The sequence below is a fragment of the Catelliglobosispora koreensis DSM 44566 genome, from assembly GCF_000379685.1.
GTDB classification, from domain to species: Bacteria; Actinomycetota; Actinomycetes; order Mycobacteriales; family Micromonosporaceae; genus Catelliglobosispora; species Catelliglobosispora koreensis.
Genome location: NZ_KB903293.1, coordinates 183952 through 205627 on the forward strand (window position 1 = coordinate 183952; position 21676 = coordinate 205627).

Sequence of the window (21676 nt, forward strand, 5' to 3'; positions counted from 1 at the left end):
AGGCGTCAACCGGGTCCACCTTCGGGCGGCGGAACCAGGCGACAACACGGGCGAGCAGGATCATTGCGTACCTCCACTGACTCCGTTGCGGTACTTGACATCTGTGGCCTCGGCGTCGGCGGCGGTGTTGGTGCGCCTGTCCAGCACCCACTTCTCGCCAGCCGCCACCTGTGAGGTGCGCGCGGCAATGACCGCGCAGAAGATCAGGAAAGCGACGCCAAGGGCGACAAGGACCGGGGTCATGGGGTCACCGCCAAGTCAGCGGCGAACACGTCGCCTTCCACGGTCTTGCGCGGCCGCTTGCGCGCCTCATGGTCGGCACCCAGGCGCTCGGCGAGTGCGGTCGTGGCCCGGAACTGAAGCGCCTTAATCGAATCTGGCTTGTCGCCCATCAATGCGGCCGTCTCAGCGATTGACCGCTGGCACAGGAACCGCAACACGATCACCTCGCGCTGGCGCGGGTTCAGGCTCCGGATCGCCTCGTGAAGCTCGGCGTGGGCCAGTCTGTCCAATGCGGACTCCGGTTGCCGCCCGTGATAGTCGTCGGCCCGGTCTCCTGCTGCTTCCCGGATGTCGGCGGCAAGTAGCTCTTTGCGGGTGCGGTGCGACTTGAAGTAGTCGGTGATGTGGTTACGGGCGATCGTGATCAGCCAGGCGCCGATGTCGCGGCCCTGATCCTTGTAGGAATGAAGGCTGCGAAGGGCGTTGACCCATACCTCGGAGGCGAGGTCTTCGGCCAGCGCCTCGTTGAACGTCTTGGAGTAGGCGTAGCGCAGGATCGTGTCGCCGTAGCGGCCGTAAAGGTCTGCGATGGCGGCCTTGTCGCCGTTCTGGGCGCGTTCGACGGTGGCTGCGATTGCAGCCCTTAGTTCGGCGGTGGTGCGTTCGCGCATCCGCTGCTTGGGGAGGTTCATGGCAGCATCACCGCCGTGCGGCGCTGGGACATGACCTCAAGCGACGACAGGAGCGCTTCGCCAACCTCGCCCACCGAAGGGGCGTCTTCTTCGTAGCGCAGCCGCAAATGCCAGCCGTTCCAACCCTGCCACCGCGAGTAGACAACCGAACCGTCGGCATAGGTGTAGGTGTTGACGGCGGACTCGCCGAACTCCAGCGCCTCAGCCCACGCGTTCATGGCTGACATGGAGCCGAAGTCGATGGTGAAGCTGTCCTTGCCCTTACGGGCTGACATCGCTACTGGCTCGGGCAGGTGCTTCTCGTGGGCCAGGACGAGGAGGGTCGCCACCGACGCGGTGATGTGCATCGGTTCGGCGGGTGTAGCGTTAGTTTCAGTAGACATTGGCTTACCCCTCTGTCTCAGGGCTCCTGGCGGTCGCTCGCTGGAGCCCTACTTCTTTGTCTCGCTTGTGCTTGTGGGGCCGGGCCGGACATGTGTGATCAGAAAGGGGTTCGGATCCGCTTCGGCCCGGCCCTCCGGCACTTTGGGCCGGAGCTGTGTGGCTCCACCGGAGCGGGGGTTCACGGTGGAGCCGGCTTTCTCAGACGGGCGCGGATCTCGCCAGCAGAGGCTGGATAACGCACGCCCGCCCGGAGCTCTTATGTGGAGTTGTCACTTGGCGATCGCGATCAGTGCTGCGGCCAGAGCCGCTATCACGGGGATTGCGATGGTCAGACAGCCGCCGGATTTCTTGGTGGTCTTGGCTGGCCTCACCACTCGCACCGGCCTGTGAGGCCGACGCGGGAAGGTCACGCGGTATTCGCGGGCGCAGCGGGGAGGAACTTGGCCACCGGCACGTCGAGCGCCTCGGCAACGACGGCCAGTTCGGCCACATCGAACGCAGTTGCGCCAGTAAGCCGCCTACTGAGTGATTGCCGTGAACACCCGATCAGGCTCGCGAGCTTGTCCTGGGAGAGCTGCTTACGTGCAAGCTCCGCCCGGACCTCAGCTGCGACCGAGGCGATTACACTGGCCGACAAGTCGTTCGTCATGAGCTAAGGATGCACGCTGAGCGAACATCAGTCAACTCTCTGAACGACATTTACGAAACCCATTGCGTTTGCTCGCTGAGCGAGCAATGATGTCTGCATGGGTGAGCCAGCAACGCCACGCGAACAGACCTTGCGCGAAGGGGTCGCCGAAGAAATCCGCGCGCTGATGGGGCGCCGCAACGTCAGCCGTCAGACGATGGCCAGGGCGCTTGGGGTGTCACACACCACCGTCTGGCGGCGGTTGTCAGGAGATACGGCACTAGACCTCGACGAGCTTGAGCGCGTCGCACGTGTCCTCGGCGTAGAGGTCACGGACTTGTTTCCGCGTGAGGGACGCGTCGTAGTTTTCGCCGACGGCACCCGTAGGCAAACTACGGGACCGTAGGTTACGGTTGCGTAGGCCAGATTCCCCCTGCGCAATGAGGTGCCATGTCGACCACAACTCTCCCGTCCACCGACACGGGGCAGACCACTGAGCGGGGGCCAAAACCGCTCACCGAAGGCAAGCAGCCACTGGGCATTCTCATCGCTCTCTGGTCGTTTGTGGTGCTGCCGCTGATCGCGGTCGTGGTGGCCATTCCGGTCGCCTGGGGTGGCTGGCTCACGTGGACTGATGTCGCGCTGTTCCTCCCGTTGTACTTCGTGTCCGGGCTGGGGATCACCGTTGGTTTCCACCGCTACCTGACACACAGTTCGTTCAAGGCCACGCGCTGGCTGCGCGTGACGATGGCGGTCGCCGGGTCGCTCGCGATCCAGGGCAGCCCGACGCAGTGGGTGGCTGATCACCGGCGCCACCACCAATACTCCGACCTTGAGGGCGACCCACACTCGCCGTGGCGTTTCGGTGCCACGTTCTGGGGCCTGGCCAAGGGTCTGTTCCACGCTCACGTGGGCTGGCTGTTCCACCGTGAACTGTCCAATCGCGAGCGTTTCGCCCCCGACCTGATGGCGGACAAGGACATTCAGAAGGTCGACAAGCTTTTCCCGGTGCTGGTCGTGCTTTCCGCGCTTTCCCCGGCCATCATCGGTGGCCTGGTGACGATGTCGTGGAAGGGTGCGCTGACCGGGTTCTTCTGGGCTGGCCTCGTGCGCATTGGCCTGCTGCACCACGTCACGTGGTCCATCAACTCGATCTGCCACGTCTATGGTGAGCGCCCGTTTGAGATGCGCGAAGGCGACAAGGCCACCAATTTCTGGCCGCTGGCGATCCTGTCGTTTGGCGAAAGCTGGCACAACTTGCACCACTCCGACCCGACTTGCGCGCGACACGGCGTGATGCGCGGCCAGATCGATATGTCAGCCCGTCTGATCTGGATTTTTGAAAAGTTTGGCTGGGCATCGAACGTCAAGTGGCCCCGCCAGGAGCGGTTGCAGGCCAAACTGGTGAATCGTGATGGCCGATGAGGCAAGCCAGGTAAAAGCCAGCAGCCGGGTCCGGATGAGTTTCTCCCAGCGACGGGAGCAGCTCATCGCGGTTGGGCGGCAGCTATTTGCCGAACGGGGATTTGACGCGACATCGATTGAGGAGATCTCGGCGCGAGCCAAGGTCTCCAAACCCGTGGTGTATGAGCACTTCGGGGGCAAAGAAGGGCTCTACGCGGTCGTGGTCGACCGGGAAGTCACCGCTTTGCTCGACCGGATTACCAACGCTCTGACCGCGGGTCACCCTCGGGAACTTCTGGAACAGGCCGCGTTAGCCCTGCTCGATTACATCGAGCAAGAGACAAACGGCTTCCGCGTACTCGTTCGTGAGTCACCGGTCATGTCAGCCTCTGGCAACTTCTCGTCGGTCCTAAACGATGTGGCTCATCAGGTCGAGCATGTCCTGGGCAAGCAGTTCAAGACCCGGGGCTATGACCCGAAGCTCGCGGAGCTGTATTCACAGGCCCTTGTCGGCATGGTGGCGCTGACCGGGCGGTGGTGGCTTGAGGTGCGCAAGCCACGCAAGGAAGTCGTGGCCGCGCACCTGGTCAATCTCGCCTGGAATGGACTGTCTCACCTGGACCCCAAGCCAGAGCTCATCACCCGCAAGGTGAAATAGCCCCTATTCCTCGGGGTGGGCGACGCCGGGGTGGGCTGAGACAGTGTGCTCCGGCGTGGGAATCACGGCTGCCGCCCCGCGCCCACTGTGCCGGAAGATCTCTTCGTGCACGGCTTCCTCCGTGGTGCCCTTCTTGCCGTAGAGGCCGGATAGGAACAGCACGGTGCCGATGATGAACGAGACGATCGCGGTCGAAATGTTGAAGTTGAGGATGTTCGCCTCGGTCGACATGACGAGGAGGCCGATCAGTCCGGCCAGCCAGAAGATCACACCGCCCGCGAAATTGATGTAGTGGTCCCAGTTGCGCCCGATCAGCGCGCCCAGCAGGACAATCGCCCCGACGACGATGGACAGGATGGCGAAGGCCGGATTCGTGCGCAGGCCAAGGGCTTCGGTTGTGCTTCGCTCGAAAAAGTCCTGGCCCCTGGTCTTCGTCAGACCGACGATGCCGAAGGCCAGCAGATAGAGCCCAGCAAGCCCCGCCAGAAAACGGTAAAACCCGCCTAGCCGGTGATTAATCGGTAGATGCACTTCTTCAGTTTGGCGCACCCACGCCTAAGATCGCTGCACTTTGACATACATTCCGGCCGTTGCGAGCAGCGAGCCGATGACGAACGAAACGACACAGGTCACGATCGTGAAGTTCAGGTAGTTGGTCTTGGGGTCGTTCATGAGCAGCATCATGGCCAAGCCCACGATCAGGTGCCCGACGCCTATCCACAGGTAGGCGAACCGGTCCACATTGCGCCCGAGCAGCGTCGCCAGCGTGACGAGCACGCCGGTGCCGATGGAGGCGTAGGAGAAGGCCGGGTTCGTGCGCAGCCCGAGCGCGGTGGCGCCGCTGGCCTCGAAGAGCGGATCTCCCTGTGTGGCGAAGAAGCCCACGACACCCAGCACCAGCATCAGCAGCCCGGCGAAGAACGCCAGGCGGCGGTAGAGCGAGCGCAAGGGATGATTGACAGGCAGGTGCATGGCCATGGCTGAACTCCGTGGAACCGAGGGGTTGGGTGCCAGGAAGATATCAGGACAGCAGCTCAGCTAAAGCCAGCCATTCCTCTTCAAGGGCTGCCTTGTCCGCCATAAGCTCGCGCAACGAACTGTCCAGTTCGGCCACTTTGGCGTAGTCAGTGGCGTTGTCCGCCATCGCCGCGTGCAGTTTGTCCTCACGCTCAGCGAGCTTGGAAAGCTGCCGTTCGACCCGTGCGAAGTCCTTCTTGGCCTGACGCGGGTCTATTTTGGAGGTTTTCTCCACGCTATCGGTCACGGCCGCCGGTTCTGAGGCGATCAGCGAGAGGTAGGCGTCGACTCCACCGGGCAGGTGGCGCAACGTACCGTCCCCGGGCAGGGCATACATCTTGTCGCAGACCCGCTCGACCAGGTAGCGGTCGTGAGAGGCGACGACCATCGTGCCCGGCCACGTGTCCAGCAGGTCTTCCAGCGACGCCAGCGTGTCTGTGTCGAGGTCGTTGGTCGGTTCGTCGAGCAGCAGCACGTTGGGCTCAGCGGCCAGCAGGCGCAGCAGCTGGAGCCTTCGGCGCTCCCCACCGGACAGGTCGGCCACCGGTGTCCACACGCGACGATCCGTAAAGCCGAACACCTCGGCCAGTTGCGCGGCGGACAGCTCACGGTCGCCTAGCTTGACCCGGCGCGCGACCTGCTCGACGGCTTCCAGGAGCCGCAGCTCACCGGGCAGTTCGTGCAGCTCCTGGGACAGGAACGCTGGTTTGACCGTCTTGCCGGCCGTGAAACCGGCAGCGGAAGTCATGCCAGCGAGCAGTCTGAGCAAAGTGGACTTTCCGGCCCCGTTGGCGCCGAGCAGCGCGACGCGGTCGCCGGGTCCGACGTGCCACGTGACGTTGTTCAGAATCAGCTTCGGCCCAGCGTGCAACGTGACGTCGACTAGGTCGAAGACCTGCCGCCCGAGCCTCGCTGTGGCCAGTTTCGCCAAGGTCACTTGGTCCCGGGCCTCCGGTACATCAGCGATCAGGGCGTTGGCCGCATCGATGCGGAACTTGGGCTTGGACGTGCGGGCAGGCGGACCGCGGCGCAGCCACGCGATCTCCTTGCGCAGCAGGTTCTGACGTCTGGACTCGGTCACGGCTGCTACGCGCTCACGCTCGGCTCTGGCTAGTACCCACGCGGCGTAGCCACCTTCATAGGCGCGGACCTGCAGGTCGGCGACTTCCCAGATGTGATCGCAGACCGCGTCGAGAAACCAGCGATCGTGGGTGACCACGACCAGGGCGCCCTTCCACTTTTCACGCAGCCAGCTGGCCAGCCAGTTCACGCCTGCGATGTCGAGATGGTTGGTCGGCTCGTCGAGGATGAGCAGGTCAGCCTCGCGCACGAGCAGCGCAGCTAGGGCGATGCGGCGGCGTTCCCCACCCGACATCGGGCCGACCGGTGTGTCCAGCCCCAGCCCGGCCATGCCCAGGCCGTCGAGGATGCCACGGATCCCGGCGTCGCCAGCCCATTCGTGCTCGGCCCCGAAGGCGGCAGGCAGCCACGCCTCCCCGAGCACGACATCGCGCACGGTTGCGTCTTGGGCAAGGTTCAAACTTTGCGGGAGTACGGAAACACGCAGGTCACGACGTAACGTCACCCGGCCTGAGTCCGGCTCTTCCAGGCGTGCGAGCAGGCGCAGCAAAGTGGACTTGCCGGCGCCGTTGAGCCCCACGACCCCGACGCGGTCGGTGTCTTCGAGGCCGATGGACACGTCTGTCAGCAGTGGACCGGTCGGGCCGTAGCCCTTGGATGCCCGATCCAGGTTGATCAAGTTAGCCAACCCGTGCTCCCGGGACAGGGCCGTGCGCCAAGTGGACTCCACGCGCATGTGGACGGACCGCCTCAGCGATCTTCTCCCCGTGCACTTCATCGCTGGCCAGGAAAACGCAGGTCGGACCGCTCCCGGACACGAGCGAAGCATGTGCCCCAGCGGACCGTCCAGCCTCCAAAGTGGACTCCAGAGCGGGATGCAACGAGATCGCGGCGGCTTCCAGGTCGTTGCCGAGCGCGGCACCAAGCACCTCAGGGTCCTTCTGGCGCAACGCGGCGAGCAACGCATCGGTGCTGGTGAGTGGCGCGGGTGCCTGCCCGGCCTCGCGCAGCCGGTCGAGTTCGCGGAAGACCGCCGGAGTCGACAGCTCGCCCTCGGCGAAGGCGACCACCCAGTGCCACTTACTTGGCCTGGCCAGCACGGGGCTAACCGTCTCGCCCCGGCCGGTGCCGAGAGCGGTGCCGCCAAAGAGCAAGAACGGAACGTCTGAGCCCAGGGTTTCGGCGATCTTCGCTAGGTCAGCGCGGCTGAACTGGGTGCCCCACAACGCGTCGCAGGCGACCAGAGTCGCCGCGGCGTCAGCTGACCCTCCGGCCAGTCCAGCGGCCAATGGAATCGACTTACGCAAATGCAGGCGCGCCTTGGGTTCCACCTTCGCCGCCACGGCTAGCGCCTTGGCGGCACGGATCACGAGGTTGTCGTCACCGAGGTCGAGCTGACCGACCCCTTCGCCCTGCATCGTGAGCGTGAGCGCATCTCCAGTACGAGCGGTCACCTCATCGAAAAGCGAGATCGCGTGGTAGACCGTGTGCAGCTCGTGATAGCCATCACCGCGCAGCGGCCCGACCCCGAGATGTAAGTTGATCTTGGCGGGCACTTTGACACGCACCGGCCCCAGGGCCAGCTGCCCGTCGTTTTCGAGCGCCCATGCCTCGGTCACGCGCGCCAGCCTACTTGAGCGTCATGACCAGCCTCACGGCCACATCACCCGAGCGTCACGCCTGGTCCAGGGTGCGGCGGGTGGCGGCGAGGCGGGCGAAGGCGTGCACGTCGAGCTGTTCGCCACGGGTGGAGGGGTCAATGCCGGCCGCGCGCAGGAAACGTTCGGCCTCGGCGGGCGAGCCGGCCCAGCCGGCGAGGGCGGCCCGCAGCGTCTTGCGTCGCTGGGAGAAGGCCGCGTCGACAACGGCGAACACTTCTTTGCGGGACACATCGGTGCGCGGTGGGTCGCGGCGCTCGAAGTAGACCAGGCCCGAGTCGACGTTAGGCACGGGCCAGAACACGGCCGGAGAGATCTTGCCCGCTGGGCGGGAAGAGGCGTGCCAGGCGAGCTTCACACTTGGTACCCCATAAATGCGCGAACCCGGAGCGGCGGTGAGCCGGTCGGCGACCTCCTTCTGAACCATCACCAGGCCTTTGCGCAGCGATGGCAACGCGGCCAGAAAGTGAAGCAGCACCGGCACGGCGACGTTGTAGGGCAGGTTGGCCACAAAGGCGGTCGGCTCAGGGGAGAAGTCTTCCGCCGTAACGGTCAGCGCGTCCTTCAAGTGCACGGTCAGGTGCGCCGGAGCGTCCACTGTGGACGGTAAGGCGGCCGCCAGCACAGGATCGACCTCGACCACGTGCAGGTGGGACACGGCGGGCAGCAAACCGAGCGTCAGCGAACCCAAGCCCGGGCCGACTTCGACGGCAACGTCCAAAGGCGACAGATCCGCGGTCGCCACGATCCGCCGGATCGTGTTGGCGTCATGCAGAAAGTTTTGCCCGCGTCTCTTAGTGGGCTCGACTCCCAGCCGCGAAGCCAGTTCCCTGATCTCGGCTGGACCGAGCAACTTAGTCACGAGCGATTAGCCTAGTCAAATCCACCGGTTCCCCAGCAGCATCCGGCGGTTCCACGCCTCGGTCGTGAGGGCTTCGCCAGTCCAGATGGGGTAGAAGTAGACGAACGACAGGGCGACCATCAGCACGAAGAACCCGGCGAAGACGGTGCCGTAGAGCAGGCGGTTCTCGTCCTTGGGCGCTCCGGGCGGCGGGGTCATGAGGCAGCCCAGCACGTAAACGACGGCCAGGATCATGAACGGCAGCGCGGGCGCGGCGTAGAAGAAGAACGACGTGCGCTCCAGGAACGCCAGCCACGGCACCAGCGCGAAGCCGGCGAACACGAGGATCGCCCCGGCCCGCCAGTCACGTCGGGCGATGCCAAACCACACGGTGGCCGCCAAGGCGGGCAGGAAGCTCCACCACAGCACGGGGTTGCCGACGAGCAGGATCTCAGCGGAACAGTCCGCCGCGCCACACGTGACGTTCTTGGAGAAGTAGAACGCGACGGGCCGCCACAGGAACAGCCACGCCCGCACGTCTGACTCGTAGGGATGCCCTGACGTCAGCGTGGAGTGGAAGGAGTAAGCCTGCTCGTGGTAGTGGATCCAGTTATCGATAACATTCGACGTGTACTGCCGGAAGTAGCCGTCGTCGGTGAGGAACCAGCCCGACCACGAGGCGGTGTAGACGATCAAGATGAGCGCGAAGCACGCGAACACCCAGAGGATCTCGTCGAGGAACGCGTCCAGGATCGGGCGGCGCGCCCCAGCTGTGCGGCGAAGGGCGATCTCCCACCAGAACACAAGGATGAGCGCCGCGGGCAGGAACGCCAGCACGCTCCACTTGACGGAAACGCCGCATCCGAGCATGAGCGCGGCGACGATCCGCCACCAGGGCACGGCGATGGGGGGACGGCTCGCCCGGCCTCGTGCGCCGGGGTCGCCTCCGGCTTCGATGAACGCCGCCCAGCGTCTGCGGCGCTGATCTCGGTCGAGCACCAGCGCACCGAACGTGGCCAGCACGAAGAACAGCACGAAGATGTCGAGCAAGGCCGTGCGTGAGAGCACGAAGTGCATGCCGTCAAACGTCAGCAGCAGACCGGCCGCGGCGGCGAGCACCACTGAACCGAAGAGCCGGTTGGCGATGCGCACCAGCATGATGACCGCGATGCAGCCGAAGATGGCCGCGCTGATCCGCCAGCCAACGCTGTTATAACCAAAGGCTTTGATGCCGAGCGCGATCAGCCACTTGCCCAGCGGCGGGTGCACGACGTAGCCCGCGGTCTCGTTCTTGGCGTCCCACTCGACACCATGCGTCAGCATGTCGTTGGCGTCATCGGCGTAATACACCTCATCGAAGATCAGCTCTGGCGGATGCGCCAGGCCGACGATGCGCACGATGAAGGCGAGAAGCCCGATTGAGATCGCTGCGAGCCAGCCGTAAGGATTCAGCCACGTGTCCAGCGGCTGCAGACGGCGAGTCACCGCCTTCACCACTCCCGCCGAAGGCGGGTTAGCGGGCGCTTTTGCGGGAGCGGTCACCGTCTGCGTCACGGGAAGGATCGTATGCTCCCCAGTGGGGAAGTGCATATGCCACACAGGAGGGGTGTTGAGCGGGCTCATACTTTGCGGTGCGCCGCTGGGCAATCCAGGCGACGCCTCGGCCCGCCTGAAAGAGGCCCTTTCCAGCGCGGCGATCGTCGCGGCTGAGGACACGCGAAGGCTGATCCGCCTCGCCAGGGATCTGAATATTGACATTCCGGGCAGGATCACGTCGTATTTCGCAGGCAATGAGGCCAAGCGCACGCCCGAACTCGTCGAGGCGATGCTCGCCGGCCAGGAAGTCGCGCTTATCACCGACGGTGGCATGCCCAGCGTCAGCGATCCTGGGTATCAACTAGTAGTCGCGGCGCTCGACGCCGGGGTGCCGGTGCGTGCCGTTCCCGGCCCGAGCGCCGTGACCACCGCACTCGCGCTTTCTGGGCTGCCTTGCGAGCGCTTCTGTTTCGAGGGGTTCCTGCCGCGTAAAGCCGGTGAGCGCCGCGCGCGCCTGGCAGAGCTGGCTGGCGAACAGCGCACGCTTGTCTTCTTCGAGGCGACGCACCGCATCGCGGACACGTTGCAAGACCTGGCCTCCGCGCTGGGTGCCGACCGCCGGGCCGCTCTGTGCCGCGAGTTGACCAAAACCTACGAGGAGGTACGCCGAAGCTCGCTCGGTGAGCTAGCGGCAGCCGGAGAATTCCGGGGCGAAATCACCCTCGTGGTGCAGGGAGCCTCAGCCGGAGCAGAGCGTCCGGACGACGAGACGTTAAAAGCGGAGATCGCTGAGCTGGTGGCGAGCGGACAGTCCAAACGCGACGCAGCGGCGGCTGTCGCCGCCGCTTACGGCTTGTCCAAACGCGACGTCTACCAGCTATCGCTGCGGTAAGGCGCGCCGGTCGCGAAGCCCGGGTAAGGCGCCGGCGCACCGCGAAGCCTGGGTGGCGGTAAGGCGCCGGTCGCGAAAGCCCGGATGGCGGAACGGCGCGCCGCGAATCACGGTTTGCGGAACGGAGCGCCGCGAAAGCGCTGGCGGGAAGGGGCGACTTGGGACGCCGGTTAGAAGGTGGCCGCCAGGAAGCCGACGGTGACCAGGAGCGGGCCGGCGAACGCGGTTCCAGCGGCGGCCCACCGTTCACGGGAGGCTGGCTGCCGCTGCACTCCTAGCGCGAGGGCGATGCCGCAACCGCACAGCAGCACCATGAGCAGCCCGGTGAACCAGCGCATGAACACGCCGCCGCTGTAGGCACGGTGACTCGTGTCGTTGACGCGCTGCACCTCAACCCGTTCCCCGACGTGAGGGGACTCGAGCCCGAGCAGGGTGACCCTCAGACCGTCCACTTCACCCTGACAGCGCTGGGTCAGACCGTTACCCACGCACTTGGTGACCACAGCCGTGCTCGTGGAGCCGTGCCCGACGGCCAGCCACAGCGGCTCGGCCGTGACCCAGCTGAAGAACGCGCTGAACAACCCGAGCACGATGACGAGGGGAAGCGCGATGCTCATCCTGAGCGGCCGCTTGATTTTGCGGACCGTGGCCACCGGTGGCTTGGGCTCGCGGATCGTCCACAGTTCGCGCGGGACCTCCTGCGCCGGCAGCGTGAACGGCTCCGTCACCGTTTCCGGTGCGGCCTCGGACACCGGGGTCGAACTGGCTTCACCCATCCACGCGGGCGGAGCCCAGGGATTGTTTTCCCGCATACTTGGTCATTTCACAGCCAAAGCGGACTAATAACAGGCAGGCACGCCGGCTTACCAGGGGCCAAACAGACGTTCTCCGTTATCCGAGATCGCCTCACACATCTCCAGCAAGCTCACCTCTTTGACCGACGCCAATGCCCGGACCGTCAACGGGATCAAATAGGAGGCGTTCGGTTTTCCGCGATGCGGCATCGGCGTCAGATAGGGCGCGTCGGTCTCGACGAGGATCCGGTCGAGCGGGGCGAGCGCGGCCGCTTCCCGCAGATGCGGTGCGTTCTTGAACGTCACCGTGCCAGCGAACGAGAGGTGAAACCCGCGCTCAAGACACTCCTGAGCGAACGCGGCATCGCCCGAAAAGCAGTGCATGACAACGTGTTCCGGCGCACCCTCGGCGTCAAGGACGCGAAGGATATCCGCGTGCGCGTCACGATCGTGCACGACCAGTGGCTTGCTCACCTGCTTGGCCAAGGCGATGTGCGCACGGAAGCTTTCCTCCTGCGCGATAAGACCCTCGCCCGATGTCCGGAAGAAATCGAGACCGGTCTCGCCGATTCCTCGTACCCGCTGATGGTTGGCAAGCTCGGCGATCTGCGCGAGGGAGGCGGCCAGATCGGCCACCCGCGGCGCCTCGTTGGGGTGTAAAGCCACCGTGGCCACGACGGCGCTATGAGTTGAGGCACACTCGACCCCCCAGCGCGATGACTTCACATCAACGCCAACCTGGACGACCCGGTCAACGCCGACCTTGGCGGCGGCCTCCAGCTGATCTTCTGGGCTCCACGCGGATCCCTTGTCCGCCTTGCGTTCCGAGGCCACGATGTCCAAGTGGGTATGACTGTCGAACACGGGTGACGGCAACGGCTCAGGTGCTTTTGGCAGGCTCTCCGGAATCACGGTCCAATGATCCCACTTCCCGTTCAGCGAGCGTTCACTTGGCTGGAATACCGTCACGTTCTGTGACGCTCACGCACGAGATCGTTACGGGGACGGTCGTCTTAGATGGAGTGACGTACCCGGCTGAACCGGTGGCCGGAGGCGCGGCATACGAGCTGTTCAGCGAGATGCCGGCGCCGGGTTTTCTGCGCCTGATAATGCCGTCGCGCTGGAGTTACCACCGTTTTGTCGCCGCCACCGAGCTCGGGTTCGGCTCTGGAAGCGAATCCGCTCTATCCGTGCCGCTGAGCCGGGGCATGACGTGGCAGCGGGTGCATGCCTTAAGCCAGTCGCTGCCTCGCGACCCCAACACCGCCTCCCTGCTCGCACAGATCCGCACGACAGCGACGGTGCGGCGGGGCACGAAGATGGTCAAACCGCTTACCGCCCTTGGGGTTAGCGCCGTCCTCAAAGGACAGCTGCCGCACGGGTTCTGCTATCGCGAGTGCGATCTCGCCCATCTGCGTACGCCGGCGGACCTCTCCATCGTCACCGGTGAAGCAGCCGCGGGCGATGTCGCGTTCGTGCTGCGGTGGCGGGCCATCGACCCGATTGACTATCAGATCCCCTTCGGGGAAACCGTTGCCGGGCTGGCCGCCATGCCACCGCACGACCGCATCGGCGCGCACATCCTGGGCACCGGTTTCGCGCCGAGTTCGGCCGAGCTGATCCCTGAGTGGATCACGACTGACTTCGCTGATCTGCCGCTACCAGCCAATGCCGCCCTCGTCGCGTACACGCCGGATGGCACGGAAGTGGTCTTGTATACGTATCAGCCGGAACAACGCGGCTGGCTGCGGCTCGTCGGTCCACAGTGGAGGCACCTGCTCGGCCCACTGCGCGATGTCAGCGCCGATCAGGAATACGTGCCGCTCCCCCGGCTCAACCCCAGCAGCCGGCTCGTCGGCACCTTCCGCGGTGAGGAGTTCGACGCGATCGCCGACCCACCGGAAGAGTTCCGTGTGCTGGCCATGACCCGGGCCGCGCGTTATCCGGTGGAATCTTTGCTGCGGCGCACCCGCTATGCCCGCTGGCGCGGCTCGCTCGGCACCGTCTTGTCCGCCGACGCGTCGTGGCTTCGGCTACGCCTGTGCCGTCCCGATCCAGACAATGTCGCCGCGCTCGGAGCGCAGTGCTACGAACGCGGCGTCTACGAAACGTGGGCCCCGGCCGCTGAAGTGACCGAGACCCGCGAGATCGATATCAGCTTTCAAATCTAGCTAGCTCTTCGTCCACAATGGACGGGTCGAGCTTGCGGAACACCGGCGTCGGCGCCTCGATCTTCGTGCCAACGGTGATCGGGGTGGACTCCCACTTGGTGCCCTGCGTGTAGTCGCCCGTGATGATCGGGTAGCCGGGACCTCCATCGAGGTCTTCGGCTTCCTCGATCTGCGGCATGGGCGCGTGCACCCCTTGCCCGCCAAGCAATTCGAAGATCTTCTGCGACGAGTGCGGCAGGAACGGCGTCAGCAAAGTGTTGCTGTCGTTGATCGCCTGCAGCACGGTGTGCAGGATCGTGCCCAGCCGCTCAGGGTTGTCCTTGATCTTCCAGGGCGCCTGGTCGGACAGGTACTTATTCGCCTCGCCGACAACACGCATCGCCTCGTTGATCGCGAGCTTCTGCCGGTGGTTGCCGATGTGCTCGCCAACCGTCGCGAACGCTCCCCGCACGGTCGCCAAGAGGGCTTCGTCCTCTTCGGACAGTGCCGCCGGTGCTGGAATCTCGCCAAAGTTCTTCGCCGTCAAGGCAAGCGTGCGGTTGACGAGGTTGCCCCAGCCAGCCACGAGCTCATCGTTGTTGCGGCGCAAGAACTCTGCCCACGTGAAGTTGGTGTCGGTCGACTCCGGCCCAGCGACCGCGATGTAATAGCGCAGCGCGTCGGGACCATAGCGGTCAAGGAAATCGCGCACATAAATGACGACTCTCCTTGAGGAAGAGAATTTCTTCCCCTCAACGGTCAGATACTCACTGGACACCACCTCGGTGGGCAGGTTCAGCTTGCCGTATTCACCTGGGTTCGCGTTGTAGGCCAGCAGCTCAGCGGGCCAGATCTGCGAGTGGAAGGTGATGTTGTCCTTGCCCATGAAGTAGTAGGACCGCGCCTCGGGCGAGTTCCACCATTCGCTCAAATCCTTGCCGGTACGCCGGGACCACTCGACGCTGGCCGAGAAGTAACCGATGACAGCGTCGAACCACACGTAGAGCCGCTTGGCCGGGTTGTCCTCCCAGCCGGGCAACGGCACGGGAATGCCCCAGTCGATGTCACGGGTCATCGCGCGCGGCCGCACATCATCGAGCAGGTTCAGTGAGAACTTCAGCACGTTAGGGCGCCAGCCCTCGCGGCTGCGCAGCCAGTCACCCAGCTGATCGGCCAGCGCCGGCAGATCGAGGAAGTAGTGCTGCGTCTCGATGAACTCGGGCGTCTCGCCGTTGATCCGCGACTTCGGGTTGATCAGGTCCTGTGGGTCGAGCTGGTTGCCGCAGTTGTCGCACTGGTCGCCGCGGGCACTGTCGTAACCACAGATCGGGCACGTGCCTTCGATGAACCGGTCCGGCAGCGTGCGCCCGGTCGACGGTGAGATCGCTCCGTGCGTCGTCTGCTCGATCATGTACCCATTGGCATGCACGACCTTGAATAGCTCCTGCGCCACGTGGTAGTGGTTGCGGGTCGTGGTGCGGGTGAACAGGTCATAGGACAAGCCCAGCGCCGTGAGATCCTCGACGATCACCCGGTTGAAGCGGTCAGCCAGTGCCTGCGGCGTGACCCCTTCTTTCTCCGCTTCGACGAGGATCGGCGTCCCGTGCTCGTCTGTCCCGCTAACCATGAGCACGTCGTGACCGGCCATCCGCATGTAGCGGCTGAAGACGTCGGAAGGCACTCCAAATCCGGAAACATGGCCGATGTGGCGCGGGCCATTGGCATAAGGCCAGGCGACCGCGGCGAGAACGTGACTCATAGTCGCTCAGCCTAACGCAGCCGCCTGTGCGTCCCGACCGGTTATCCAGGCGCCGCGAGCGGCAGCGTCGGCGGCGAAGTCAGCGAAGCGACGCGGCTGCCGTCCCGTGACCGATCGCACCACTCCCGTCGGCTGGCTGTCCCCCGCTTCGCGCAGACTCGTGAACGCCTTGATCTCACCTTCGGTCTGTTCGGGTGGGCTGCCAAACGCGCCCATCGCCTGACGGTAGGCGTCGGGCTCGCCGTGAAAGGTGACCTCGCGCCCGGCAGCATGCGAAACGATCGCGCACGCGCCGGCGAAGGAAAGCCCCTCGGGCCCGGTCACCTCAAGCGTCTTGCCCTCATGACCACCCGAGGTGAGCACGCCAGCGGCGACCGCGGCGATATCGTTGGCGTCCACAAACGACTGCTTGATCTCACCCACGGGAACGGCCAGTTCCCCCGCCATGACGGCGTCTCGGTAGAACCCTTCATCGAAGTTCTGGTCGAACCAATCGCAACGCAGGATCGTCCAGCTCGCACCAGACTTCTTGACTGTCTCCTCCGCGGCGAGCAGCCGCTCGTCGTTCATCTCCTCGATTCCGCGGCTCGACAGCAAAGCGATCCGGTCGATGCCACGGTCCACGGCCACCTGAACGAACGCCGGGTCGATCGGCAGCTCATGCGGGGCCATGAGAAACATCGCTGTCGCGCCGTCAACGGCCGGCTCCCACGTGCGCTGATCCGCCCAGTCAAAGCGGACCTCACCATGCCTTGAGGCGGGCCGTGCCACCTCGCCCGCCTCGCGCAACTGAGCGGTCAGACGTTTTCCGATGGTGCCGGTGGCACCTAGTACCAAAATCGTCATGACCTTGATCTTTCCCTGGTTTGCGGTGATCTATGCCGCTTAGGAGGTCGCGACGAAGTGCATCGGATCACCATTGCCCAGATCTGTGACCCCTGCCTTATCCAAGGCGCACACGATCAGCCCACGCCTGAAGGCGGCGAAGGTGAGCACGTGCGAAACCATGCCGCCGTAGGTGAACACGCGAGGCGGCTCGCAGGTCGCGTCAACAAACGTCTCGTCGAATCGTCCTTGATCACTGAGGTCCCGGACGAACGTCAGAAACTTTGGGCCAGCGATAGCGTGCCGTTGCGCGATGCTGTCGAGGCTCACCGGGCGGGCCTCATGCGGCGGCAGCTCAAACGGCTCATCAGCGACCGAGGCCAGCCACATCTCCAGCTGCCAAACCAGCCGGTCCAGCAAGTGCCGGATCGTCGGTTCGGTGTCGAATCCCGCCACGGAAATCTGCATCACGTCGTCCAAAGTGGAGTCGTCGAGCTGCCGCGCCGCCTTGACCATCTCGGCGGTGAGCCAGATGTGGTGTTCCACCATCTTCACCAGAAGATCCATGCCAGAAACCTTTCCGCGAGCCGGCAGGCGCAACCCAGCCGGCGGATGAAAGTGCACCCCACTAGGTGCTTCAAGATAGAAATTGCGGGTACCTCGTCGGCGCCACTGCGCTGGAGGCTCACCGTGCTCACGGGCAAATGCCCTCGTGAACGCTTCGTGCGAGCTGTAACCGGCTTCCACAGCCACGTCCAGCACTGACAGCTCAGTGGTCATCAGCCGGTAAGCGGCGCGCTCTAACAACACCCGCCGCCGGAACCTGATCGGACTCTCCCCCGCCAGCGCCGTGAGCACCCGGCCGCAGTGATAGCGAGACAGGTAAACGCGTTGAGCGATGTGCTCCCCAGTCAACCCAGGGTCGTCAAGAGTGTCCCCGACAATCCCGACGAACTTGGCGAACACATCGCTCGACGTCATGCGCTCATTCTGCTTCGGTCCCGGTCACCCGCGCTTGACCGGATTTGCTCAGATCCCGTGCTTGGCCTCCACGTGCAGCCAGCCTGTCGCATCAGGATGGAACTTGCCGGTGATGTAGCTGTAGTTTCCGAACCGCCCGATCGGTTTCGTGAGGTAGTAGATGTACTGCACGCCGTAGCTGACCGGCCCGAATCCAGGAACATCGACGCCGAACCCGCCCCGGAACTTGCCCGTGACACCATCGGTCGCCACGACGTTGCGCTCCAGTGTGCTGGTGTTGTAGAACGGCAGCTCATCGCCACCGTTGAAGCGGTTGGTGATGGGGCTATACAACCCCACAGCACGGTTCTCGATCACGCCTTCGGTGCCAAAGGTGCACATGCTCATCGGACCGTAGGACGGGTGCACCAAGTACGGGTGCGGGCAGATGATGTTGCGGTTCCAGCCGATGGGCGATGGGCTCGTGAACGAGGCCGTGTGCGCGGCGGCCGGCGTCGCAGCCGTGGCTACCAGCACGACAGCGCACGCCACCATGGCGAAAATACGTTTCATAGCAAGGAGAATCAGGGCATCGACCCAGCCTATCCAAGCATCCAACTTTTTCTTTACCTACATTTTTAATGGTTAGGAAACTTGCCAATCTATTCGATTGATCGCTAGCCTTGGATGGCACCAGCGGATAGTCAGCGCGGTCGGCGGCGAGCCAGCTATCCGTAAAACCTCCATTTACAGGGGCTAACGTGTTCAAGCGCTTAGCAATGCTGACCGCCGCCATCACCGCCGCAGCAGGTCTGCTGATGGCGACCAACAACGCCTCGGCAGCACCAAGCTTCCGGGTGCTCGCGTTCTACAACGGCACGTGGGACGCCGCACACATCGACTTCGTGAAAGAGGCCCGGGTCTGGTTCCCGGCCACGGCCGCACAGAACGGGTTCGAGTGGGAATCCACTAGCGACTGGTCGCGGATGAACAGCCTTTCGGCGTACCAGGTGGTGATGTTCTTGGACGATCTCCCGCCGGCGGCTTACCGCGGCGCGTTCCAGAACTACATGCAAAATGGTGGAGCCTGGATGGGCTTCCACGTCTCGGCCTTCAACACCGACCCGAACCAATGGTCTTGGTATCACAACACCTTTTTGGGTACCGGGGCCTTCCGCAACAACACGTGGGGCCCTACCGCGGAGACCCTCAAGACCGAGAAACGTGATCACCCCTCGACCTTGAGACTGCCGGCGACCTTCCAAAGCTCGGTGAGCGAGTGGTACTCGTGGACAAGAGACTTGCGGCAGAACACGAGCATCGACATCCTCGCTTCGATTGACACCTCAAGCTTTCCCGTGGGCACCGACCCGAACCAGACGTGGTACAGCGGTTACTACCCCATCATCTGGACGAACCGCGCCTACAAAATGCTCTACGCCAACTTTGGCCACAACGCGATGAACTACTCGACGAACACGCGGCTGTCGTCCACTTTCGACAGTGAAGTGCAAAACCGCTGGCTCATCGACGGTCTGCTGTGGCTGGGCGGCGGCACGGCACCTTCCCCGACACCGTCACCAACAACCCCGAGCTCGTGGGTTAACGTCGTGAACAAGGGCAGCGGAAAGTGCGTCGACGCCCGGGCCGCTGGCACCGCCAACGGCACGGTCATCCAGCAGTACACGTGCAACAACGGCTACGCGCAGCAGTTCCAATTGCAGGCGACCAGCGGCGGCTACGCTCGCGTGAACAACCGCAACAACAGTTCGCGCGTCTGGGATGTCACCGGAGTGTCCACATCAGACAATGCTGGAATCCAGCTATGGACTTATGGCGGCGGCAACAACCAGCAGTGGCTCGCGGTCAGCGAAGGCGGCGGCTACTACCACTTCGTCAACCGCCACAGCGGCAAGTGCCTCGACGTTCCCGGCGCCTCAACTGCCAACAGCGTCCAGCTCGTGCAGTACACGTGCAACGGCACGGCCGCACAATCGTTCCGTTACGTCAGCCAACCCTAATGAGCGCGGCTCCCTGCAGGACAGCAGGGAGCCGTCATTGGGTTAGGGCCGGCAAAGCACCGCAGTCGCATCGTCGCTGACCTTGTATCGCGGCCACTTCACGCGATCGGGATCCGAGGCTTCCGCTTTCCTTGTGGCGCCGATGATTCCGGTCGGCCCTTCGGTGTATCCAAGATGCAGCAACTGTTCCCACGTGAGTTCGTGATAGTCCGTGACTAGCAGAGCCGCGCCATCGGAGGTGAGCAACGCACCTCGCGCATCATCGACGGTGCCCGTGATCGCGTAGTTGGCTGCCGCCGGATCGTGTTGTGCGATCCAGTAGCCCTCGGAAGTGTTGCGGTGCAACTGCTGGTGGTGGATACGCTGCATGAGATCGCCTGGCTGCTCTCTGAGGCGTGCGGAGAACACCTTCTCGGACTCATCAATCACCACCATCGGACCGTCGGCCAGATCGATGACGAGCGGCGAGTCTGACAGCACAAGGTATTCAAGCTGCCGTTCGCGCTGGCGAACCATCGTCACGGTCGCACATGGCGAGCCTTGATGCGACAGATCGCACGTGTTTCGATGCAGCTCGGCAACTTCGCTTATCGCGTGCGAAAGGCTTGCCGCCAAAGGGCTTGCATCCCGCGCGCCCGCGTGCAGCAGGAGACGTGCTCCAAGCTGGTGCACATACCACGCCGTCCCGTGCACACATCCCGTCGCCGCGCCCTCCGTCAGCCCGTCCAGCACAACCGCCACGTGATCGGTTGCTCCAGCCCAGTCAAGGTTCGGGCTGCCCGCTTTGATGGGCTCACTAGCGATGCTCACTTGCATTAGCTCTCCGATGTCTCTCGTCTTTTAGACCGCGCTGAATCTCGCTATTGAAGCTTTCGGCTCGAAACCCTGTCGCGAAGTCATAGTGGAGCAATCGGCCCAAGGAAACCCCAAGCTCCCAGACCGCGATCGCGGCTAGAAGCTCGTCCTCGGTGGTCGCCATAAGAGCTTCCCACGCACGCGGATCCGGCCAGTTTGCCAAGTCAATGACGGCCTCGCCGCGAATCTCCTCTTCGGACTCATCGAACAGCACCGCCACAAGCTTTCCGCCCGCCAGTCCCACTCAAGCGGGCGAGGCGCAGCGATAGCGTATGACGACGGCCGGCGGCCGGTAGCCGTGTTCCTCGGCGTAATGCAGAATCATCACAGGAGCGCTGTAGACGTCGCCTTCTGGCGCGTAGTAACGATATTCGCCGTTCCCTTTGGCCGCCAGCGCCCGTGGGCAAAAGTCGCAATCGTGCGTGCCAAGCATCAAGCTCGCCACGCGCTCGGACGCCTGCCTCAGCAGCGCAAGCTCGCCCTCTCGCAACGGTTGCGGTGCCTCGGTTTGCAATCCGTGCTCTGGCCCGAGCCAGCCCACATTGCGCATCGGAATCGGGAACCGGTAATAGCCATAGGGCGACAAGTCAAGCGATTCCATAACAACTCCACAGCGCCCGCGACTACCAGTTGAGCCGCAGACCCTACCAGCCTTGGGTTCCCCGGTCGCTTGCACCAGAACGGTACTTTCGTCAGCTGTACTTTGGCTCAGCTGGCATGCACATGACGGGGCTATCAGACGGTGCGATTTCGGAAATCGACGTGGGCGGGAATCGCCAGCGTGGCCTTCATCGGGGTCGGGCTGCTCTACGTCGCCGGGCGCGACACTTTATTGATCGTTGAGGGGTTCCATTATCTCGGTCCGCAAAATGCTTGGCCACCAACGGCTGCGGGCCTCCTGCTCGCCATTGCCACCGGCATGGCGTTCGTTGTGCTGTTTCGTCGCTGGAGTCGCATGACCATCGCTCGCCGACGCAAAGCGGCTGCCGTTATCGCTCTGTGGGTCGTGCTGTTTGCCCTCACATACGTCGGCACCCATGGTGCTCGCCGCCGTAGCTTCACCTTGTGGGAGGGCGTGGACCAAGTCAGCAGTGGATGGGAGATATTCCTCCTGTCCTATCAGGTCCCGGTCGCCGTGACGGCGATCTCGGGCGGCCTGTTGCTGAGCTAGCTATGGGTTCGCGACATCATCCGCACCGGCTACTAACCCGACGGCATCGTGCGCTTTCGTCTGCGGGGCAAGGGTTAAACGATCTGCCGCAGGGGTTGTATGTTGTGTTAGCCCGTCCGCCCGCGACCT

At 64.0% G+C, this 21676-nt stretch carries 26 protein-coding genes; 7 read left to right on the forward strand and 19 right to left on the reverse strand.

Going from position 1 to position 21676, the window contains the following annotated elements:
* Positions 1–60: 60 nt before the first annotated feature.
* The 4 genes from A3E1_RS0137050 to A3E1_RS0137070 form a co-directional block, all read right to left on the reverse strand.
* Positions 61–243, reverse strand: a complete 183-nt coding sequence (locus tag A3E1_RS0137050) for a hypothetical protein (RefSeq protein ID WP_020525890.1) — start codon at positions 241–243, stop codon at positions 61–63.
* Complete coding sequence (locus A3E1_RS44070) at positions 240–914, reverse strand: sigma-70 family RNA polymerase sigma factor (RefSeq protein ID WP_020525891.1); 675 nt, start codon at positions 912–914, stop codon at positions 240–242. Before A3E1_RS44070 ends, A3E1_RS0137050 begins: the two co-directional genes overlap by 4 nt.
* Complete coding sequence (locus tag A3E1_RS0137060) at positions 911–1297, reverse strand: hypothetical protein (protein WP_157631976.1); 387 nt, start codon at positions 1295–1297, stop codon at positions 911–913. The genes A3E1_RS44070 and A3E1_RS0137060 overlap by 4 nt, the downstream gene beginning before the upstream one ends.
* 407 nt (positions 1298–1704) lie before the next feature.
* Positions 1705–1947 (reverse strand): helix-turn-helix domain-containing protein, encoded by a 243-nt coding sequence (locus tag A3E1_RS0137070; RefSeq protein WP_020525894.1) that lies wholly within the window; start codon positions 1945–1947, stop codon positions 1705–1707.
* Positions 1948–2044: 97 nt separating this feature from the next.
* Between A3E1_RS0137070 and A3E1_RS0137075 the strand changes: the two genes are divergently transcribed.
* The 3 genes from A3E1_RS0137075 to A3E1_RS0137085 are packed head-to-tail and all read left to right on the forward strand — an operon-like array spanning position 2045 to position 3988.
* Positions 2045–2332, forward strand: coding sequence for a helix-turn-helix domain-containing protein (locus tag A3E1_RS0137075; RefSeq protein WP_020525895.1), 288 nt, complete (start codon positions 2045–2047; stop codon positions 2330–2332).
* Between the two features lie 44 nt (positions 2333–2376).
* Positions 2377–3351, forward strand: a complete 975-nt coding sequence (locus A3E1_RS0137080; protein WP_020525896.1) for an acyl-CoA desaturase — start codon at positions 2377–2379, stop codon at positions 3349–3351.
* On the forward strand, positions 3341–3988 hold the full coding sequence (locus tag A3E1_RS0137085; RefSeq protein ID WP_020525897.1) for a TetR/AcrR family transcriptional regulator: 648 nt from the start codon (positions 3341–3343) through the stop codon (positions 3986–3988). Before A3E1_RS0137080 ends, A3E1_RS0137085 begins: the two co-directional genes overlap by 11 nt.
* A gap of 3 nt (positions 3989–3991) precedes the next feature.
* Here A3E1_RS0137085 and A3E1_RS44075 read toward each other — a convergent pair whose 3' ends face one another.
* From A3E1_RS44075 to A3E1_RS0137115, 6 genes are read right to left on the reverse strand one after another with little or no spacing between them, the layout of a single operon-like run.
* On the reverse strand, positions 3992–4519 hold the full coding sequence (locus tag A3E1_RS44075; protein WP_157631977.1) for a DUF4383 domain-containing protein: 528 nt from the start codon (positions 4517–4519) through the stop codon (positions 3992–3994).
* Positions 4520–4543: 24 nt separating this feature from the next.
* Positions 4544–4966 (reverse strand): DUF4383 domain-containing protein, encoded by a 423-nt coding sequence (locus A3E1_RS44080; RefSeq protein WP_020525899.1) that lies wholly within the window; start codon positions 4964–4966, stop codon positions 4544–4546.
* Between the two features lie 43 nt (positions 4967–5009).
* Positions 5010–6773: an ABC-F family ATP-binding cassette domain-containing protein gene (locus A3E1_RS0137100; protein WP_026209203.1), complete on the reverse strand. Its 1764-nt coding sequence runs from the start codon at positions 6771–6773 to the stop codon at positions 5010–5012.
* Positions 6766–7704 (reverse strand): 4-(cytidine 5'-diphospho)-2-C-methyl-D-erythritol kinase, encoded by a 939-nt coding sequence (locus A3E1_RS0137105; protein WP_020525901.1) that lies wholly within the window; start codon positions 7702–7704, stop codon positions 6766–6768. Before A3E1_RS0137105 ends, A3E1_RS0137100 begins: the two co-directional genes overlap by 8 nt.
* A gap of 55 nt (positions 7705–7759) precedes the next feature.
* On the reverse strand, positions 7760–8605 hold the full coding sequence (rsmA, locus tag A3E1_RS0137110; protein WP_020525902.1) for a 16S rRNA (adenine(1518)-N(6)/adenine(1519)-N(6))-dimethyltransferase RsmA: 846 nt from the start codon (positions 8603–8605) through the stop codon (positions 7760–7762).
* Positions 8606–8620: 15 nt separating this feature from the next.
* Entirely contained in the window at positions 8621–10174 is a 1554-nt protein-coding gene (locus A3E1_RS0137115) for a dolichyl-phosphate-mannose--protein mannosyltransferase (RefSeq protein WP_083929793.1), read from the reverse strand.
* Between the two features lie 16 nt (positions 10175–10190).
* Between A3E1_RS0137115 and rsmI the strand changes: the two genes are divergently transcribed.
* The gene (gene rsmI / locus A3E1_RS0137120; protein WP_020525904.1) at positions 10191–11012 is read left to right on the forward strand and encodes a 16S rRNA (cytidine(1402)-2'-O)-methyltransferase; all 822 of its coding nucleotides are present in this window, start codon (positions 10191–10193) and stop codon (positions 11010–11012) included.
* A 170-nt stretch (positions 11013–11182) separates the two neighbouring features.
* Here the strand turns inward: rsmI and A3E1_RS44085 are convergent, their stop codons facing one another.
* Complete coding sequence (locus tag A3E1_RS44085; protein ID WP_020525905.1) at positions 11183–11824, reverse strand: hypothetical protein; 642 nt, start codon at positions 11822–11824, stop codon at positions 11183–11185.
* A gap of 51 nt (positions 11825–11875) precedes the next feature.
* A complete protein-coding gene (locus A3E1_RS0137130) occupies positions 11876–12718 on the reverse strand; it encodes a TatD family hydrolase (protein WP_020525906.1) in 843 nt (280 codons plus the stop codon).
* Between the two features lie 62 nt (positions 12719–12780).
* Between A3E1_RS0137130 and A3E1_RS0137135 the strand changes: the two genes are divergently transcribed.
* Complete coding sequence (locus A3E1_RS0137135; protein ID WP_020525907.1) at positions 12781–13977, forward strand: hypothetical protein; 1197 nt, start codon at positions 12781–12783, stop codon at positions 13975–13977.
* Here the strand turns inward: A3E1_RS0137135 and metG are convergent.
* The 4 genes from metG to A3E1_RS0137155 are packed head-to-tail and all read right to left on the reverse strand — an operon-like array spanning position 13961 to position 18073.
* Entirely contained in the window at positions 13961–15715 is a 1755-nt protein-coding gene (gene metG / locus A3E1_RS0137140) for a methionine--tRNA ligase (RefSeq protein WP_020525908.1), read from the reverse strand. The genes A3E1_RS0137135 and metG overlap by 17 nt on opposite strands.
* A gap of 6 nt (positions 15716–15721) precedes the next feature.
* Positions 15722–16561 carry an NAD(P)H-binding protein gene (locus tag A3E1_RS46765; RefSeq protein ID WP_020525909.1) on the reverse strand — a complete coding sequence of 280 codons (840 nt, stop codon included), beginning with the start codon at positions 16559–16561 and terminating at the stop codon, positions 15722–15724.
* A 39-nt stretch (positions 16562–16600) separates the two neighbouring features.
* Positions 16601–17521, reverse strand: a complete 921-nt coding sequence (locus A3E1_RS0137150) for a helix-turn-helix domain-containing protein (RefSeq protein WP_020525910.1) — start codon at positions 17519–17521, stop codon at positions 16601–16603.
* Between the two features lie 48 nt (positions 17522–17569).
* Positions 17570–18073, reverse strand: a complete 504-nt coding sequence (locus A3E1_RS0137155; protein WP_020525911.1) for a hypothetical protein — start codon at positions 18071–18073, stop codon at positions 17570–17572.
* A 188-nt stretch (positions 18074–18261) separates the two neighbouring features.
* On the opposite strand from A3E1_RS0137155, the gene A3E1_RS0137160 reads away from it, so the two are divergent.
* Positions 18262–19521 carry an RICIN domain-containing protein gene (locus A3E1_RS0137160; RefSeq protein ID WP_026209204.1) on the forward strand — a complete coding sequence of 420 codons (1260 nt, stop codon included), beginning with the start codon at positions 18262–18264 and terminating at the stop codon, positions 19519–19521.
* Positions 19522–19563: 42 nt separating this feature from the next.
* Here the strand turns inward: A3E1_RS0137160 and A3E1_RS0137165 are convergent, their stop codons facing one another.
* The 3 genes from A3E1_RS0137165 to A3E1_RS44090 are packed head-to-tail and all read right to left on the reverse strand — an operon-like array spanning position 19564 to position 20977.
* Positions 19564–20331, reverse strand: a complete 768-nt coding sequence (locus tag A3E1_RS0137165) for a hypothetical protein (protein WP_051105261.1) — start codon at positions 20329–20331, stop codon at positions 19564–19566.
* Positions 20318–20590 (reverse strand): hypothetical protein, encoded by a 273-nt coding sequence (locus tag A3E1_RS0137170; RefSeq protein WP_157631978.1) that lies wholly within the window; start codon positions 20588–20590, stop codon positions 20318–20320. The genes A3E1_RS0137165 and A3E1_RS0137170 overlap by 14 nt, the downstream gene beginning before the upstream one ends.
* A 30-nt stretch (positions 20591–20620) precedes the next feature.
* A complete protein-coding gene (locus A3E1_RS44090; RefSeq protein WP_020525915.1) occupies positions 20621–20977 on the reverse strand; it encodes a DUF7919 family protein in 357 nt (118 codons plus the stop codon).
* Positions 20978–21118: 141 nt separating this feature from the next.
* On the opposite strand from A3E1_RS44090, the gene A3E1_RS0137180 reads away from it, so the two are divergent.
* Entirely contained in the window at positions 21119–21547 is a 429-nt protein-coding gene (locus tag A3E1_RS0137180) for a hypothetical protein (RefSeq protein ID WP_157631979.1), read from the forward strand.
* Positions 21548–21676: the final 129 nt, after the last annotated feature.

What these genes read in the sequence shown, in the direction of transcription:
- A3E1_RS44080 (WP_020525899.1), bottom strand. Translation starts at nt 4,966, where the DNA reads ATGGCCATGCACCTGCCTGTCAATCATCCCTTGCGCTCGCTCTACCGC.
- A3E1_RS0137050 (WP_020525890.1), bottom strand. Translation starts at nt 243, where the DNA reads ATGACCCCGGTCCTTGTCGCCCTTGGCGTCGCTTTCCTGATCTTCTGC.
- A3E1_RS0137115 (WP_083929793.1), bottom strand. Translation starts at nt 10,174, where the DNA reads ATGCACTTCCCCACTGGGGAGCATACGATCCTTCCCGTGACGCAGACG.
- A3E1_RS0137150 (WP_020525910.1), bottom strand. Translation starts at nt 17,521, where the DNA reads ATGACGTCGAGCGATGTGTTCGCCAAGTTCGTCGGGATTGTCGGGGAC.
- metG (WP_020525908.1), bottom strand. Translation starts at nt 15,715, where the DNA reads ATGAGTCACGTTCTCGCCGCGGTCGCCTGGCCTTATGCCAATGGCCCG.
- A3E1_RS44090 (WP_020525915.1), bottom strand. Translation starts at nt 20,977, where the DNA reads ATGGAATCGCTTGACTTGTCGCCCTATGGCTATTACCGGTTCCCGATT.
- A3E1_RS0137080 (WP_020525896.1), top strand. Translation starts at nt 2,377, where the DNA reads ATGTCGACCACAACTCTCCCGTCCACCGACACGGGGCAGACCACTGAG.
- A3E1_RS0137155 (WP_020525911.1), bottom strand. Translation starts at nt 18,073, where the DNA reads ATGAAACGTATTTTCGCCATGGTGGCGTGCGCTGTCGTGCTGGTAGCC.
- A3E1_RS0137075 (WP_020525895.1), top strand. Translation starts at nt 2,045, where the DNA reads ATGGGTGAGCCAGCAACGCCACGCGAACAGACCTTGCGCGAAGGGGTC.
- A3E1_RS0137060 (WP_157631976.1), bottom strand. Translation starts at nt 1,297, where the DNA reads ATGTCTACTGAAACTAACGCTACACCCGCCGAACCGATGCACATCACC.
- A3E1_RS0137070 (WP_020525894.1), bottom strand. Translation starts at nt 1,947, where the DNA reads ATGACGAACGACTTGTCGGCCAGTGTAATCGCCTCGGTCGCAGCTGAG.
- A3E1_RS46765 (WP_020525909.1), bottom strand. Translation starts at nt 16,561, where the DNA reads ATGACGATTTTGGTACTAGGTGCCACCGGCACCATCGGAAAACGTCTG.
- A3E1_RS44085 (WP_020525905.1), bottom strand. Translation starts at nt 11,824, where the DNA reads ATGCGGGAAAACAATCCCTGGGCTCCGCCCGCGTGGATGGGTGAAGCC.
- A3E1_RS0137085 (WP_020525897.1), top strand. Translation starts at nt 3,341, where the DNA reads ATGGCCGATGAGGCAAGCCAGGTAAAAGCCAGCAGCCGGGTCCGGATG.
- A3E1_RS44070 (WP_020525891.1), bottom strand. Translation starts at nt 914, where the DNA reads ATGAACCTCCCCAAGCAGCGGATGCGCGAACGCACCACCGCCGAACTA.